Origin of the sequence: Methylotuvimicrobium sp. KM2 (genome assembly GCF_038051925.1) — a bacterium.
In the GTDB taxonomy this organism is placed as follows: Bacteria; Pseudomonadota; Gammaproteobacteria; order Methylococcales; family Methylomonadaceae; genus Methylotuvimicrobium.
Map to the genome: position 1 here is coordinate 1,879,892 of NZ_CP150634.1, position 14,625 is coordinate 1,894,516.

Annotated in this window: 13 protein-coding genes; 8 read left to right on the plus strand and 5 right to left on the minus strand. The window is 48.9% G+C overall.

What is annotated here, in order from left to right; genetic code table 11:
- Window positions 1-22 precede the first annotated feature (22 nt).
- The 5 genes from WJM45_RS08030 to WJM45_RS08050 all read right to left on the minus strand — a co-directional run bounded on the left by WJM45_RS08030 (window position 23) and on the right by WJM45_RS08050 (window position 5,322).
- Window positions 23-1,426, minus strand: a complete 1,404-nt coding sequence (locus tag WJM45_RS08030) for a cytochrome c peroxidase (protein WP_341328437.1) — start codon at window positions 1,424-1,426, stop codon at window positions 23-25.
- Window positions 1,427-1,466: 40 nt separating this feature from the next.
- Entirely contained in the window at window positions 1,467-1,910 is a 444-nt protein-coding gene (locus WJM45_RS08035) for a c-type cytochrome (RefSeq protein WP_341328438.1), read from the minus strand.
- Between the two features lie 43 nt (window positions 1,911-1,953).
- Window positions 1,954-2,307 carry a NifB/NifX family molybdenum-iron cluster-binding protein gene (locus WJM45_RS08040; protein ID WP_341328439.1) on the minus strand — a complete coding sequence of 118 codons (354 nt, stop codon included), beginning with the start codon at window positions 2,305-2,307 and terminating at the stop codon, window positions 1,954-1,956.
- A 13-nt stretch (window positions 2,308-2,320) separates the two neighbouring features.
- Window positions 2,321-2,824 (minus strand): DUF1269 domain-containing protein, encoded by a 504-nt coding sequence (locus tag WJM45_RS08045; RefSeq protein WP_341328440.1) that lies wholly within the window; start codon window positions 2,822-2,824, stop codon window positions 2,321-2,323.
- Between the two features lie 1,199 nt (window positions 2,825-4,023).
- Window positions 4,024-5,322, minus strand: a complete 1,299-nt coding sequence (locus tag WJM45_RS08050) for a transposase (RefSeq protein ID WP_341325160.1) — start codon at window positions 5,320-5,322, stop codon at window positions 4,024-4,026.
- A gap of 327 nt (window positions 5,323-5,649) precedes the next feature.
- On the opposite strand from WJM45_RS08050, the gene WJM45_RS08055 reads away from it, so the two are divergent.
- From WJM45_RS08055 to WJM45_RS08090, 8 genes are all read left to right on the plus strand, one after another.
- Window positions 5,650-6,240, plus strand: a complete 591-nt coding sequence (locus tag WJM45_RS08055; protein ID WP_341328441.1) for a hypothetical protein — start codon at window positions 5,650-5,652, stop codon at window positions 6,238-6,240.
- A gap of 113 nt (window positions 6,241-6,353) precedes the next feature.
- Window positions 6,354-7,664, plus strand: coding sequence for a TRAFs-binding domain-containing protein (locus WJM45_RS08060; RefSeq protein WP_341328442.1), 1,311 nt, complete (start codon window positions 6,354-6,356; stop codon window positions 7,662-7,664).
- A gap of 7 nt (window positions 7,665-7,671) precedes the next feature.
- Window positions 7,672-10,281 (plus strand): patatin-like phospholipase family protein, encoded by a 2,610-nt coding sequence (locus WJM45_RS08065; protein ID WP_341328443.1) that lies wholly within the window; start codon window positions 7,672-7,674, stop codon window positions 10,279-10,281.
- A gap of 63 nt (window positions 10,282-10,344) precedes the next feature.
- Entirely contained in the window at window positions 10,345-12,015 is a 1,671-nt protein-coding gene (locus tag WJM45_RS08070; RefSeq protein WP_341328444.1) for a hypothetical protein, read from the plus strand.
- A gap of 239 nt (window positions 12,016-12,254) precedes the next feature.
- Complete coding sequence (locus WJM45_RS08075; protein ID WP_341328445.1) at window positions 12,255-13,241, plus strand: N-acetylmuramidase domain-containing protein; 987 nt, start codon at window positions 12,255-12,257, stop codon at window positions 13,239-13,241.
- A 631-nt stretch (window positions 13,242-13,872) separates the two neighbouring features.
- The gene (locus tag WJM45_RS08080; RefSeq protein ID WP_341328446.1) at window positions 13,873-14,133 is read left to right on the plus strand and encodes a type II toxin-antitoxin system Phd/YefM family antitoxin; all 261 of its coding nucleotides are present in this window, start codon (window positions 13,873-13,875) and stop codon (window positions 14,131-14,133) included.
- A complete protein-coding gene (locus tag WJM45_RS08085) occupies window positions 14,130-14,393 on the plus strand; it encodes a type II toxin-antitoxin system mRNA interferase toxin, RelE/StbE family (RefSeq protein ID WP_014148810.1) in 264 nt (87 codons plus the stop codon). Before WJM45_RS08080 ends, WJM45_RS08085 begins: the two co-directional genes overlap by 4 nt.
- A gap of 18 nt (window positions 14,394-14,411) precedes the next feature.
- Complete coding sequence (locus WJM45_RS08090; protein ID WP_341328447.1) at window positions 14,412-14,567, plus strand: hypothetical protein; 156 nt, start codon at window positions 14,412-14,414, stop codon at window positions 14,565-14,567.
- The last annotated feature ends 58 nt before the right edge of the window (window positions 14,568-14,625 follow it).

Here is a 14,625-nt window from a genome sequence, read left to right on the forward strand (position 1 = left end):
AGCTGCCGTGTATCGAGCCAGATCAGCGAATGTCCTCGGCGGTCAATTCGCTAAGCGGCTTACCTTTGTATTCGCCAGTGAGTGTTTTCAGGAAAGCAACCATATCGCCGATTTCATCGCTGCTGAAGTCTTTGTCGAGCTGAACCTGTCCCATGATGCGGACCGCGTCGGCAAGCGTTTCGGCGGAGCCGTCGTGGAAATAAGGGAAGGTCAGTTCGATGTTGCGCAGCACCGGCACTTTGAAGAAATGACGGTCTTTTTCCTGCTTCGTGACATTGAAACGGCCGTTGTCGACTTCGGTCAACTCGCCGCCGCGTTGTTTGAAATAATCGCGCGCGACTCCCATTTTTTCATACGACAAGCCGCCGAGTGCCGGGCCTGAATGGCACGATGCGCAATGCGTCTTGAACAGTTCATAACCGGCTTTTTCTTCGTTCGTCAGCGCGGTCACGTTGCCGCGAAGGTACTGATCGAAGCGGGAATTTGGTGTAACCAGCGATTCCTCGAACACGGCTATCGCATGTGTTACGGTTGCTTTGGTCAAGCCTTGATCCGGATACAGTTTTGCGAAGGCTTGTTGATAGGCTTCGTCTTGCTTAAGTTTTTCGACGACCTCATCCCAGACCGCGCCCATTTCGATCGGGTTCGCCACCGGTCCTGCCGCTTGTTCCTGAAGGTCTTTTGCACGTCCGTCCCAGAATTGCGCGAGGTTATACATCGCGACATAGACGGTCGGCGAATTGATCGGTCCCAACTGGCCGCGAATGCCGGTTGCAACTCTGGCTTGATCGGTGCCGCCGCGCGTCAGGTCATGGCAAGATGCGCAGTTCAGCGAATCGTCTCCGGACAGTCTGCGGTCGTGGAACAGCTTGTCGCCGAGTGCGACAATTTCAGGGTCGAGATCGACCGTAAGCGGCAGCGGTTGCACCGGTTCGCCCTTGAATTGATTGGCTGCGTCCTTGCTCCATGGATGTTTGGCGCGCTCTTCAGCGATCCAGGTAAGCAGCGTCGTTTTTTCTTCATGGTTCAACTTGCCGTTCCAATGCATCAGAAGGTATAGCGCCGGCGGCATGCTGTCGTTGCGAATAACGCCTTCTAGCCGGGCCAACATCAACGGTGTGAAACTGTCCTTGCCGCTGTAGGCTTCTTTCGTCAGCAACAATCGTTCGCTAGCCTCCTCGATGTCGTGCTCCATCAGCTGTTTTGCGATCGGTAGGCCGGAATAGATCGGCATGCGAGTCATGCCGGGAGAATGACAGTCGACGCATTTGTTTTGCAAAACCCGCGAAGCCTTCGCGAAATTGTCCGATTTGCCTGAAATCACTTCAATCGGCTCGTTTTCGCCGGACAAGCCAATCAAGTTCGAAATCGGCAGAAACAGGAAGACTGCCACCAGAAAGATAATGAACCATTGGATTTTTTTCATAGTTCGACTCCGCGTTTTTTGCACTGTCTTGGAAAAAGGTTTATTCCTGCAAACGATATAAGTATTCAGTCAGAGCAAGAATACGGCTGCGAGCGGCAGATTCGGTATCGGCCTCGGGGTAGTTGTTGAAATAGAGAGAGGTTTGGTTGGTAAAGGCTCGGCCCCAGATCGGCATGTCGCGTGGCCCGTGAGATTTGACTTCCTCCCTTCCGTCGATGATCTTATAGACGCGGTCGAACGGGAATACGCCGTTGTTGTTCTTGGCTAAAACGGTTAGATTCGGAACCGGTCTCACCAGCAAGGCTTTAAATGGGCCGTCGTCGCCTTTTCCGTTGATTCCATGACAAACTGCGCATGCCGATTCGTATTCCAGTTTGCCGACATCCAATTTTTCGTCGGCAAATGCTGTTGTCGTTGTTGATCCGGCGAGGATCGCGAAGCTAAAAGCGGCTGCGTTGGACCTGAGTGATTTTCTGGTTTTCATAATGCCTCCGATAGCGAATTTACTTCATTAAGATGGCACCGGTTCACCGATGTTTGTGTTCGTGATGTTCGATCGGTTCCGATTTCAATGCGCCTTTTATAAAGGCTTCGATAGCCCGGTCGGGATCAATTTCTTTTGTAACGATGACTTTGACGGCTTTATCCGCCAAACGACGCGCGAGACCTTCCCCGATGCCGCCGCAGATCAGAACGTTGACATCATCCAGTGGAGTAGGCTCGAATCGGGATGCTTCATGGAAAGACTGCTCCTTGCTCAGTTCTAAAAGCTCCTTTCCGGTAATGCCGTCGTGTTCAATGCGGTATATCCAGAATTTTCTACACCGGCCGGTGTGGCCGGTGATTTCCTTGCGGTTTTGACTGGCGACGGCAATTTTCATGATTATCCCCAAATCAATAGGATGGCGGCATCAACGGTTCGATACCTTCGAATTGCGCGCTCGGATGATGTTTGACGATCAATTGGCTGATAGTATCGATACGCTCTGTCGGGATATCGATCATGACCAAGAACGCGCCGTTTTCGATTGCTTCGGAGTATTGCTTGACGCGCGAATTACCAACCTCGAGGCCGGCCAGACCGCTCATTATTGTGCCAATTGTCGCACCGTAGAGCAATACACCTAGAACCGGGCCTCCGGCAATCGCAAATCCGGCAAATCGTAAACCAACGAGACCAGCGAGTAGTCCTGTTGCTCCGCCTAACGCAGCGCCACGTTCCATTGCGGGAACAAAGTCGGTTTTTTGAAATTCCGAAGCTTCGGGTAAGTCATCGAGCGGCGTGTCGCGTTTGGCTAGTATGTGGATGTGTCTATCTTCGATTCCTTCCAAACGAAGTTCATCGACGATTTTATGTGTGGTTTCAATGTCTGGGGACAAAAAGTAAATTCTTCTCATGAACTTTCCTGTATGTAGTCAATAATTGGAAATTGTAGTCTTTATTTTTATCAGCGTATATTGACTGATAAAGTTATTCATCGTTAATACACACTTTCAGTTGAAAAACCGTCTAAGAATATTTACGGCATCATTCTCTCTACCAATATTTATTGTCAGGCAAAACCTTCACAGCGGCCGGTTAAGGCTGGTGCGGTCGCGGCATCGAGATACGGGCGAAGGACCATGGCACGCAATTCATCGTCACCGAAGAAGTTATTTTTCGCTAAATCCTTAGTCTTCAGCAGACGTTAAGTTTATAGAGCTAATTTGATAATTCTCGTTAATACATTGAAATTTAAGTATCTTATAGATTTTCAGTTAGTGCATAAAAAAACCATACCATTTACCCACTATACTCATCGGAGATCAAAATTCGGAACCGAGGACCCGTCAAAGAACGCCTTGGATACACCCATGTCGGTCCCTCACCTAGCGCTAGGTGAGTGAACGAGCACCCCGGCACCTTCTCAAGCTAATGCCGAAATTTGAAGTACGAAAGCTATAATCAGGCAAATTGACATCAAAACAGAGGGCAAGATTGCTGTCATTGCCGCATAAAAAAAGCGCTTTATTCGAAAGAATAAAGCGCCAAGGCCTTAACAAACAATCACAAAGGAGGAGGACACACAACGAAAGCATTTCTGCTTACTTATGCTAAGGCATTTCCTATGCCATATTTTATTAAAAATAAATAAGTTGTTGATATAAATTAATTAAAGATTTACTTTGGAAGCGCGGTCAATGCGCGATAACCGGTTTCTAGAAGGAAATAATGGCTTTTAATGCCCAAAAGTAACGTTTTATTGAAGTAAGCTCCCTGTTTTGGTGCATGAGTTGAATGAGTTATATCCCTTTCGCACTTCAAATTTCGGCAATGACAGAGGAGACGCCTGGGTGTACTCGGCCCCTCACCTAGCACTAGGTGAAGGGCAGCACGTAGCCCGTATGCAGCGAAGCGGAATACGGGAATGGCGGGGCTCCGAGTTTCCCGGATTGCGCTACGCTCCATCCGGGCTACGCTGTTTAGACTCGCCGAAAGCGGTTGGTAGCGATTTAGCAGCGGAGATGTCTGTGCTTAGGATTTGGTCGTAAACAACTTCCCTATTTTAGGGAGGGTTCGGTAGCATAAGCGCCAACTTAAGCATCTAAGTTATTGATTAATAAGTGCTAACATCTAAAACTCGACTTTCAGTAATGAGCTCCAAAACGCGACCCGGCAAACTCTGAAGCTTTCTCTTGCGCGGACGTTCGCAGAGGCTTTTTATTTGGTCATCAATAAAGCGCTCATTTTTTGAAAAACAATTCGTGAGTCCTGCCTTGATCTCATTGGCGATCGTGCGCCATAAATGCCAATGGGTAATCGAACGATCGCCGGCCATCGTGGTGGCCGCTTGGCCGAAACGGCGTTGCGCGATTTTTTGGGTCACTGCGGCAAACAGTAACTTACCGTGCAAATATAAATCCGCCAGCTTGCTGTCTTTTCGGGCGCGTAGCCGGTCAATATCAAGCAAGCTTTTCAGGCGTTTTATGACCAGCTCCACTTGCCAGCGAACCCGGTAGAGCTCAGCGATTGATTTCGTGTCGAGCAGCGATTCGGGAATCGAGGTAAAAACCAATACCCAGCCGCTCAGCATCAAGGTCTTTTGGCTTGCCGTGCGGCCTTTCTTGCGCGCGTTTTGTTTCGCTTTGCGGCGTGCTTGCGCCGCCTGTTCCGGCGGTAACGGCATGGCATGCACCACGCCTTCGATACGTTTGTCTTGATGACACAGATAAACCGGTATCGCACCCGGCTGACCATTCAAATCGCGTATGCGCTGTTCCCAGTCGATTTTGACACCTTTCGGTTCGTTGCACCGTTCGTAAAGCGTCATGCTGTGCGGATTATAGCGCAGCACGACGTGGCCGCCGCGATCAATGAGCGGGACTAAAGACTTCGGTTGGTTGTAGCCTCGATCAACTAACGCGACATCACCTGCAGCCAACTGGTAATGATCCAAGCTTTCGCCGACTTTATCGGTCGTGACGTTGACCTCGCGAAGTGTCAAGCTCATCAAGTCGATCGCCACATGGAGGCGATACGTCGTTTCGTTCGCTCCCGGCTCTTGCACAGTCGAACCGTCAATCACAATGAAATTCAGCGCACCGTGATTGACCGCTTTATCCAACCCGAACACACTCTTCAGTAACGATTTAATCCACGACACGCAGGCCGCCAATCGCTTGATCACCGCCGTATCGCTCAAATAGCCTTGAAGCTTGGCGACTTCGCCGGCGCAGCTGCGCAACGACAAGTCCTGTCCGCAATACAACAGGACTAACTGCAATAACTGCAGCGGTGATCGGATTTTCCGCGCTCGTGCAAACGCCTGTAATTCATAGGCCCGCTCCTGAAAATCCGTTGGTAGCTCTTGCAAAAAGTCATCAAAAAGCGTATCTGTTAACTGTGGCTGCATCATAGGGATTTTCACTTTCGTCGGTAAAAATACTCTATGTTGTGGCCACATCTTGATTTTTCAACTGTGAATCAAGGCCTTGCGTCTTAAGTTGGCGCTTATGGGGTTCGGTAGCTCGATTGGCAGGTGTCGGCGGCAGGGAAAGCCGCTGTCAAGCCTACACGGACGTATTTACCCAGCACCTGAATAAGCCATGATTTTGAATCATTGCCAAAGGCCTATGGAATTTAGGTGCTGGGTTCACGGCGTGTTTTGACGGACCCTCGACGCTGAAATTTGATCTACTATTGGTATGCAGCAAGTTCCGGCCTGACAAACTTCGGAGTATGCATGAATCCATTTCGAAAAAATGAAAGCCGATGGCGGCCGCGTCAAGTTTTGTTATTCAGCGGACACATGGTCGATGCGCCGGATCGGAACAAACCCAGGTTTCCAGCCGATAAGGAAGCTGTCGCCGCGAAAAAAATAGCCGATACCCTCGATAAACTCGGTGCGGGTCCGCAAGATCTGGCATTGACGCAAGGCGCCTGTGGAGGAGATATTCTGTTTGCCGAAGCCTGCCTGCAACGTGGCGTAAGACTCCATCTTTTGTTGCCATTTGAAGAACCGGCATTCATTCAGAGATCTGTGCTGTCAGGAGGTGAGTCTTGGCGGGACCGTTACTTCGCGATCAAACCGCACGCACAAATCAAAACCGCACCGGTCGAATTGGGTCCGCCGCCTGAGGATGTCAATCCTTATGAGCGCTGCAACCTTTGGTTGCTTTACTCGGCATTGGCTTACGGCACGGAAAAAGTGCGCTTCATTTGTCTTTGGAACGGAGAGGGCGGTGATGCCCCGGGAGGAACGGCGCATATGTATCATGAAGTGAATGATAAGACCGGTCAGGTGTATTGGTTGAATACCCGGGAATTGTGGTGAAGCGTTTCGCGGATTGTATTGCATCTATTGTCGCTTGGATCGACCATAGGCGGGGGCGGCATGGAATACGCAGTCCATCATCGTAAACTGGAGCATTTCGAAGGATGTTTAGTATGAAACAATGTTTTGTCATCCAAGGCTACGGTAAGAAAACCGATTACACCAACGGTCGCGAGCTCGATCTCGATGCCTCTTACGAAATCATCAAAACGGCGGTCGAGTCGGCCGGGCTGGAATGCGTTCGCGCCGACGAAATCGTTCACGCCGGTACGATCGATGTGCCTATGTACGAACGGCTGTTAAATGCCGATCTGGTCATTGCCGACCTGTCCACTTACAACGTCAATGCAGCTTTCGAACTCGGCGTGCGTTATGCTTTGCGACCGCATACGACCATCGTTTTGGCCGAAGAGCAGTTTAAAAGTCCTTTCGATATGTCGCATATCGTAATTCGGCGCTATAAGCATTTAGGAGAAGAGGTCGGCTACAAAGAAGCCCGGCGCCTCATGAAAGAGTTGCAGGACTCGATCAAACAAATTATCGGCAACCCCGTAACCGACAGCCCTGTCTATACCTATTTGCCGCAATTGAAGCCTCCGCAACTAGCACCACAACTGTTTAAATCGGCGGCTTCGCCTTCCGCACCGAAACCGTCCATTACGTTAGCTGGAACTTTGCGAAGTCCGGTCGCAGAAATCATTGGCGAGGAAAATCCCAGCGCCAAAAAGATGCTCGACAAGGCGATGGAAAGCATTAAAAACGACGACTTTTCGTCGGCCAGACTTTTGTTGCAAGAAATTAATAAAATGCGTCCTGGAGATTCGTTCGTAGTGCAGCAATTGGCCTTGGCGACTTATAAAAGCAAACAACCTTCCGTTCTCGAGGCGTTGGATGCGGCCTGCGAGATTCTCAAAGTATTGAACCCGGAAATGTCCAACAATCCGGAGACGCTAGGTTTGTGGGGCGCGATACATAAACGCATGTGGGAGGAATGCGGTCGTCCGGAATGCCTGGAAAAGAGCATATCCGCTTATGAGCGCGGTTTTTATATCAAGCAGGACCATTACAATGGTATCAACCTGGCCTACCAGTTAAACCAGCGGGCCGTTCATGCGTTGCAAGACGGTAATCGCGAAGAGGCTTTGGCGGACTTTGTGCAGGCCAAACGCGTGCGTAAGGATGTCATTCGGTTCGCGAGCCCGTTAGTCGACAAGTTGGAAGATAAGCATGGACGTTATTGGGTGATCGCCACGCTCTTTGAAGCGGCGATAGGGCTTGGTGACAAACAGGAGGCAGCCAAATGGGAAGCCCAGGCCAAAGCCATGGACGTGCCGAATTGGATGCAGCAAACCCGCGAAACTCAAGCGATAAAATTGAAAGATTTGCTCACGCAATATGTAGAGTTGACCAACAATAACAATTAGAGGTGGGATGATGAACGCAATCGAAACGGCCGACAATATTTTATCGGGAAGCGAATTTCCGGATTTACCCGACTTAAAAGAACTGATAGGAGTTTTGAAAGGTGAGCTGGAATTCAGTATAGCGCGCAGGGTTTTGGAAAAGGCTCGTGACATTTATCCTGAAGAGATTTGGGTCGTTCAACAGTTGGCTTTATGCACCTATAAGGACGAAGAACGCTATCCCAAACATCGCTTTGAAGAAGCATTGATGTTGCTGGAATCGATTGGTTTACGCGACTCGAAAAAACGAGACTCAGAAACCTTGTCGTTGGGTGGTGCGATTTATAAAAAGCTTTGGGAATTTTGCGGACAAATCGACTACCTCTATCAAAGCCTGTCTTTTTACCGGGCAGCTTTTGAAGCCAATCCGGATCGCGATTTGGGGTATGCTGCGAATAATGCGGCTTATCTTTTAGATTTGCTCGCGGCGCGAGCCGAAAGCCTCGAGCAACGAAACGGCATTAAGACCAAGGAAGCGCAAAAGTTCCGAAAAGAGGCATCGGACTTGCGCAAAAAGAGTTTGGAAATTTTGTTGGCTCGACAAAATGAACCCGAATTGATCAACAATTATTGGTTTTCAGTCACGATCGGCGAGGCTTATTTCGGTTTGGCAGATTATGCTGAAGCGGGTGGATGGTTGGCCAAGGCACGCACTTCAAAACCGGAACCGAAAGAATGGGAACTTCAGTCTACTTTTCGCCAATGGGTAAGATTGGCAAAAAATCAAGACCTCGATGTCCCCGATGAAACGGAAGAACCGGAAACTTGGCATGAAGCCTGGCAAGCATTGCATCGACTGCTGGGCGACGAAACAGCCAATGCGTTGATGTGTTATCGCGGCAAGGTCGGATTGGCTTTGTCGGGCGGCGGATTCCGCGCTTCATTCTTTCATCTTGGGGTGATGGCTAGGCTGGCAGAGGTCGATGCGCTACGCGGTGTCGATGTACTATCGACCGTTTCGGGCGGCAGTATTTTGGGTACTCAGTATTATTTGGAAGTGCAGAAATTGCTGGAAGATTCGTCGAAGAAGTTGGATCGCGATGATTACTTGGATATCATCGAAAAGCTGCAAAAAGATTTTTTGCAGGGCGTGCAAAGCAACATCCGTATGAGGGCATTCAACGATTTTATCGATAATGTCAAGATGTTGTTTTCCAAGGGCTATACGCGCAGTCATAAATTGGGCGAGCTTTATGAAAGCAAGCTGTATTCTCAAGTGGACGATGGTAAAGCCTACCTTCCGCGCAAAATGCAGGATTTGATGGTAGAGCCCGCGCACGGAAGGTACCAGGGAAAAGCTTTTAGACCGAATTTCCATAATTGGCGACGGCGGGCCAAAGTGCCGATTTTGATGTTGAATACCACATCGCTGAATTCCGGCCATAATTGGTTCTTCACCGCCAGTTGGATGGGTGAACCGCCAGGAATGATCGACATCGACAGCAACGAACGTTATCGCCGGCTGTATTATCGGCAAGCACCGGAAGACAGCCTCAAAAATTTCAGATTGGGCTATGCCACGGCGGCCTCGTCTTGTGTGCCCGGATTGTTCGAACCGCTCGTGTTGAGCGGACTGTATCCGAAGCGTGCCGTCAAATTAGTCGATGGTGGCGTTTATGATAATCAAGGCATTCAGGGCTTGCTTGCGGAAGGATGCACGCTGATTTTATGTAGCGACGCCAGCGGGCAGTTGAACGATTCGCATGATCCGGCCGATGACCCGGGCGGCGTGGTTCTGCGGACCGTATCTGTGTTGCAGGATAGAATTCGGGAAGCTCAATATCAAGATTTACAAGTCCGCTTGGATAGCAAGGCGTTGGAAAGTGTGTTTTTCGTTCATACCCGAAAGGATTTGACGCCTCAGCCTTTGGATTGGATAGGTTGCGACAATCCCCGCGGGCAGACTGACGAAGAACACCTGACATCCTACGGTGTTTCGAAGGATCTGCAAGAAAAAATTGCAGGGCTTCGCACCGATCTCGATTCGTTTACCGAAGTAGAAGCGTATTCGCTGATGGCCAGCGGCTATTTGATGGCAGACCGGCAATTGAAGGATTTGGATCAACGGCACAAGGCGGAGCGTAATCCAGGCACTTGGGGCGATTTCGACATCCAGGCAGCGCCCCAAAGAGATTGGGAATTCTTGAAATTGAAAGCCATTCTGGCCGAGAAACCAGATCAACAGGCAACAAAGCAAAGAATGGACTTAGCTTTTCAATTGCAGGTCGGCGGGAGTCTGTTCTTCAAAGCTTGGCATTTGGTCTCCGGTTTAAAGATTGCGGCATTCGTCGCTATCGGCCTCTTGTTATGGGTAATGATCGAGCTTGTTGCCGCACAATGGAATAGTGTCGTGTTTTCGATGTCGGTCGGCGGTTTGATTGTCGTGCTTCTAGGTTTATTGGCGGCATTATTTCTTCCGGCAATAAAATGGTTGAATCCAAAGGAAGAGGTTAGAAGCATCGTGATCAAGGTCGCGATTGCATTAACCGGCTATCTCATGGCCAAGCTGCATTTGCTGCTTTTCGATCGTCTGTTTTTGAAGCGAGGCCGACTGGCGCGATTGCTGAGTTTGAAATAGACCAGCCTTGTACAATGCAGACCGGCAATGCGAAATTAACGGCGAAAGATAAAGTGAGGTCTTATGAATTTACTGGACGGACAGCTTTTTTTTGCATTAATCGCCGCGCTGATATTGTCTTGGGTTGCGGGCCTGCTTATTGCTCGGCGTTATCGCAATAAAGTACTCGAGCTGATGATGGTTGGCGATGCGCCTGATGACTCGGTTGCTAAGGATTTGGTCGTAAATAACTTTCCTATTTCACGGCGTCCTGTCAAGCGAGTTACCGAATCCTCAACAAAGCTCATAGCTCCCGGACGTTATTTATCACGAAACCCTAAGGCCGATTCAACGTTTTCGGCCGATAGTGAGGGTGACCGGTTTTCGGTCGAAGGTATCGATTTGTTTCGTCAGAATTCCCATGCACTTTGGCGGTTACGCATCGCATTTACGCTGGTTTCGGCTATCGTTGCAATAGTTGTTGCTCTTAGCGCTCAAACTGCTTATGTGGAAGAGGCCTATAGTTGGCGCCGGACGACGATTCTGACTTTGGTTTATGCGTGGCCGTTAGTGCCTGGAATAGGATTGTTGGAGCGTTGGTCTCGATGGAAAATTCTGATCGTATCTGTGTTTTATATGTTATTGGCCGGCCTGTTGGTCATTGTAAGCTCTTACGACAGACAGATTTCGGTCGAAATGATGTTCTGGTTATTCGGTCAGCAGGTGCCGTTATTAGTCTTTGTGTTTTTTATGACCGGTCCGAAATTACGCGCCGTCGGACCGTATTTGTTGATCGTGTTTTTTTTGTTGGCCGCGTCATCTTTGACCGGATTAAGTGTTCTCGAACAAGCGCTGGGGGACGAACCGGATTCTTGGGTAATGGATTGGGTTTCGGCAACGAATGCTTATTTCGTTTTTATCTTGTTCAGTGTTGCGCCATGGCTGTTGGCTTATTATCCGGTTCGCCTGCTGGCGAGAGGCGTTGCTACGGCATATCGTAAAAAACTATTTTCAGAACCCTTATACCTGTTCTCCGGTTTATGGGCTATTGCCTTGCTTTTTCATGCGATGGTGCTTAGTCATTCGCTCGGTTTTCAGGCGTATTTAGTCTTATTTGCCTGGGTTATTATTCCTCTGTCGTTTGTTGTGTTGGCCCCAGTGTTGCGGCAACGCCATCAAGCGCCGACATTGTTGCTGTTGCGCGTGTTTCGGTCGGATAATCGTATTGAATCCTTATTCGATCAAATCGTCGAGCGGTGGCGTTATTCCGGCAAAACTTTGTTGATAGCGGGTAAGGATTTATCATTGCGCACGCTTGAGCCGGACGAATTGTTTACGTTTTTGAGCGGACATTTACAAGAACGTTTCATTAGCAGCGAGACGCGGTTGCAACAAGCTTTGCAGGATTTGGATTTGTTACCTGACTTGGATGGTAGGTTTCGTATCAACGAGTTTTTTTGCTTCGACGGTACTTGGCAGAGGGTACTGTCCGTGTTGGCGCATCGAGCGAATTGTGTTTTGATGGATTTGAGGGGGTATTGCTCGGACCGGCAAGGCTGTAGTTATGAGTTGAGTGTACTCGCCGCTATGCCGCATTTACGCAGGCTGGTCATTTTGTTCGATAAACAGACGGATAGAAAAACGGCCGAGCATTTACTGAAAAACAGTCTTATAAAAATTGATTGGATAGACAGCGATGCGAAGAGCGACTCTGAGTTCTCGCAGAAAATTTTGAAACCTTTATTGACCGCATGAATTGAAAAGCATTCTAAGGAATATGCACAAAATAATTTCTACAAGCATCACGCTTTGTGGCGGTTCGGTGACTCGCTTGACTGGGCGCCGTGAATACGTCCATGTAGGCTTGACGGCGGCTATCCCTGCCGCCGACACCTGTCAATCGAGCCACCGAACCCCCTTTCTACATTTGTCGAAGTTATTTCATGTTTGTTCCTAACGATGATTGGTTTATTTCATTTTTGGAGTTTGATGCCATGACTATAACAAGCTTAATGAATGATGCGCGAATCGGAAGGATTATCGCAGATGCAAATGATCATGACGACCAATGGAGAGACGATCTACAGCGTTTTTTGAACGGAGATGCTTCATTGACGCGAGCCTCGGCCGGCGAAAGCGGTATCAAGGCGATTCAGCGCTTACTGATTTTCTTGGGATATTCGACGACATCGACCGGCGCTTTCACGATCGACGGCGATTTCGGTCGCGGTACCAATCGTGCGGTCGCTCAGTTTCAGTTCGAGCACGATTTGAATCCGGCGATTCGCCGAAAAACGATTTGCTACGAGTGTCGATGGAATACGGCGCGGACTCTGATAACGGTGATACCGGACGCCAAATTGACTTTGACTACGTTGGAAAAAATGCTCAAAGCCGCGCTTGATAGAATTGACGCCGGACATATCATGACCGGGCGCTTCGATGATGCGATCTTTCATTTGAATGCATTACATAAAAGGCGTTTTTTGGATTGCCGGGGCATTCTCGACCGCTATGGAGAAATGGCGCAACAGGCTTCGAAACAAATCGAGCAAGACAAAGGCGTTGCAGTCCGCCCCGAATGGATTTTAGCGATCATTCGCCAAGAGACCGCCGGCGTCATAAGGCCGAGATTCGAACAACATTACTTATCGCGATTGAACAAACAGCACCCGGGTGCACCGTTGGAAGAGTTGCGCATGCAATCGATGAGTCTCGGATTGGGGCAGATCATGGGAGCTAACTTCAAAATGGTCGGAGCTAAATCGGCGACCGAGCTTTTCACCGCGCCGGCCGAACAACAGGTGGCTTTCGTCGCGCGATTCCTAACCGGCAGAAAAGACGCGGTTAAAAAAGCGAAGCCTGAAGAGGCCGATTTTCGGAGTGTCGCCAGATATTACAACGGGCCGAAATACGAAGCCCATCATTATCATGAGCAACTGGCCCGCTGGCACCGCGAGTTTAAGGCTTTAATGCAATAAACCGAACATTCATAATCCTATTAAGAACAGTTGTCTCGTTCCCAAGTTCTACTTGGGAATGCTTACCTTTAAGCTCTGCTTATTGTTCGCCAAGCGGAGCTTGACGGTAGACACTCCCAAACAAGAGTTTGGGAGCGAGCAATCTTACGGCATGCGACCCCGAGTGCTGGAGGCTGCCTCGCTTCATTACAGTGCCAGGGATTATTTGGGGCAAGCGGGGTTGATAGAAGTTTGTCGACAGTGGTAAGTGAGGTATGCATTCCCACGCGCGAGCGCTCATCGTTATACATAAATTGTAGGGTACGCTGCGCGTACCAAAGCCGTGCCCTGGCGGCTCGGTTGGCACATGAACATTGCGGGGTTACCATGGTACGCACAGCGTACCCTACGCGGATCGCCTAGCGCTAGGTGATCCGCGAGTGTTAAGTGACAATAAAGGGTATTGATGTCTCGTTGGTTAAGATTGCGAAAAGGTAATTTTTGACTTATGTATAACGATGAGCGCGCGAGCGTGGGAACGAGGTATCCCCAAGGAGATGGCATGATGAAAAACACTGAGGAAAAAACCCAAATGATTTACTCATCTCGGTCATAGTGGTACATTATCCGGTACATTAATGAGGGCAAAATAATGATAACTATCACAGCAACTGAAGCCAGAAAAACCTTTTTTGAGCTGATTAAACAAACCACTCTGCAACATGAAATTATTGAGGTGCAGCATAAGTCCGGCAATGCCGTCATCATGTCTGCCGATGACTACGACAGTTTACAAGAAACCTTACTGCTTCTCTCTCAGCCTGATTTTAAACAAGCATTTGATGAATCTATCCAACACGCAGAAACAGGCGAAGTCGCCAGTTTTGAGGAGGTCTTCGGAGAGCCTTTGTGAGCTGTGATCGCTATCAGATTGAGTTGACCAAGCAAGCACAAAAAGACATTGCCAAACTGACACCTAAATTAAAAAACAAACTCAAGGACATTTTACGCCATAAAATTTCCATTGCACCGTACTCAGGTAAACCGCTGGTGGGTGATTTGACGGGCTATTATTCCGTGCGTCTGAGCTTTCAAGACCGTATTGTTTATCGCATTGAGAATGATCGCTGTGTGGTATTAATCGTTAGGGCAAAAACACACTATGGCGAGTGAACCTATGAATTAGGAATAATGATGACAAACACCCAAGAAAAACACTTTGAAGCAGCAATAGAACATCATTTTCTTAATAACGGTTATCAGCCAGGTGATTCCCAAGATTTTGACCCAGAGCTTTGTTTGGAGAAAGACCGCTTTATTGCCTTTATCCAAGCAACTCAAGCTTAAAACCTGAGGTGTTTTGGAAGACATTCACTGAACGGAAACAGCCAATGTGATTGCCAAG